The following is a 1,402-nucleotide window of genomic DNA, read 5'->3' as shown; positions in this document are numbered from 1 at the left end:
GGCTCTATACTAAATGTGGTGGTGTGGTCAATAGAATCAAGACTTTGACAACTTTCTAAAAATGCACAAAAAAATAACATCCTACTCACTCTTTTTGATACCTTTAATGTGGCGCAAAAAAGGATTGGAGTGAGTATGGATGCAAGAACATTTTATCATGGAACTACTAGGAATTAAAGATAAACACGTGGAATTATGGGAAATGAAAGAGGAAAATCATGAGTTTCATTTCTGGCTACAAACGAAACAAAGAACACAAACTTGCCCGAATTGTGGTGCAAAAACGAAACGAGTACACAGTTATCGTATTCAACCAATTAAAGGGCGTTTGATAGAAGATCGCCCAGTAAGAATCCATCTACGAAAAAGACGTTATTTATGTACAGCTTGTAAGAAGACATTCTTTGAAAAATTATCATTTATCCAACGTTATCAACGTCATACAAGATCCCTTGAACAACAAGTATTAACCTATGTTGGGGATCACTCTTTTAAGGCTGCAGGGAAAATGACGGGATTAAGCACCAATCAAGTAATTCGTCTATTTGATCGGCGTCAGATTCAGGTAAATTGTGTACTTCCAGCAGTCATAGCGATTGATGAGTTTAAAGGAGATGCTGATAAAGAAAAATTTCAAACGATTATTGTCGATGTGCAAAATAAAAAAATTATGGATGTTTTGCCGGACCGACTAAGTAAAACAATCGAAAATTATTTTCGTCAATGTGATACGAGTAATGTAAAAGTGGTTGTCATGGATTTATCGAAACGCTTTAAAGAAGCCGTTCGAAAAGCTCTTGGAAATCCTTTAATTGTGGCGGATCGATTCCACTATATGAGACAAGCATACTGGGGGTTCGATAAGGTACGAAGAGAAATACAAAATAAACTTCGAAAAGAAGACCGTATTTTGTGTAAAAGAAGTAAAGAACTTTTGTGGAAATCACCGTTTAAATTGAAGGAGGATCAAAAAAATCGAGTCGACGAGTTATTAAAAGATAAACCCAAATTACAAGAAGCTTATGTATTGAAAAATAAATTGGATGAATGGTTTAAAACAAGCAATTGTTGCACTGCGAAAGCAGGTTTGGAAGAATGGTGTGAATTAGTAGCGAATTCGAATATAGAGGCATTTCAGTCGGTTGTTGGAACATATAAACGATGGAAAACAGAGATATTAAACTCATTTGTCTATCCGTATAGTAATGGATATATTGAAGGGGTAAACAATACAACAAAGGTAATTAAACGAACATCTTACGGAATTAAAAACTTCTCAAGACTGCGAAAGAAAATATTATGGCGTCAAGTTGTAAGAGAAGTGAGTGTTTAAAATCACACTCACTTCAAAAGAGTAGAGTATTTGTGGAATTTAAACACCACCACATTTGACAAAGAACCA

1 protein-coding gene is annotated in these 1,402 nt (G+C 35.0%); it reads left to right on the top strand.

The features are described 5' to 3' along the window. The first annotated feature begins 139 nt into the window (after positions 1–139). Positions 140–1,333 carry an ISL3 family transposase gene (locus CW357_RS18015; protein ID WP_119417449.1) on the top strand — a complete coding sequence of 398 codons (1,194 nt, stop codon included), beginning with the start codon at positions 140–142 and terminating at the stop codon, positions 1,331–1,333. Positions 1,334–1,402 lie beyond the last annotated feature (69 nt).

It is taken from the genome of Rummeliibacillus sp. TYF005, assembly GCF_003844195.1.
Classification (GTDB): domain Bacteria; phylum Bacillota; class Bacilli; order Bacillales_A; family Planococcaceae; genus Rummeliibacillus.
The sequence above is the reverse complement of the archived record's forward strand: the minus strand, read 5'-3'. Positions and strand labels throughout refer to the sequence as shown.

Excerpts from the sequence above, each read along its gene's own strand:
- CW357_RS18015 (WP_119417449.1), top strand. The coding sequence starts at position 140 with ATGCAAGAACATTTTATCATGGAACTACTAGGAATTAAAGATAAACAC.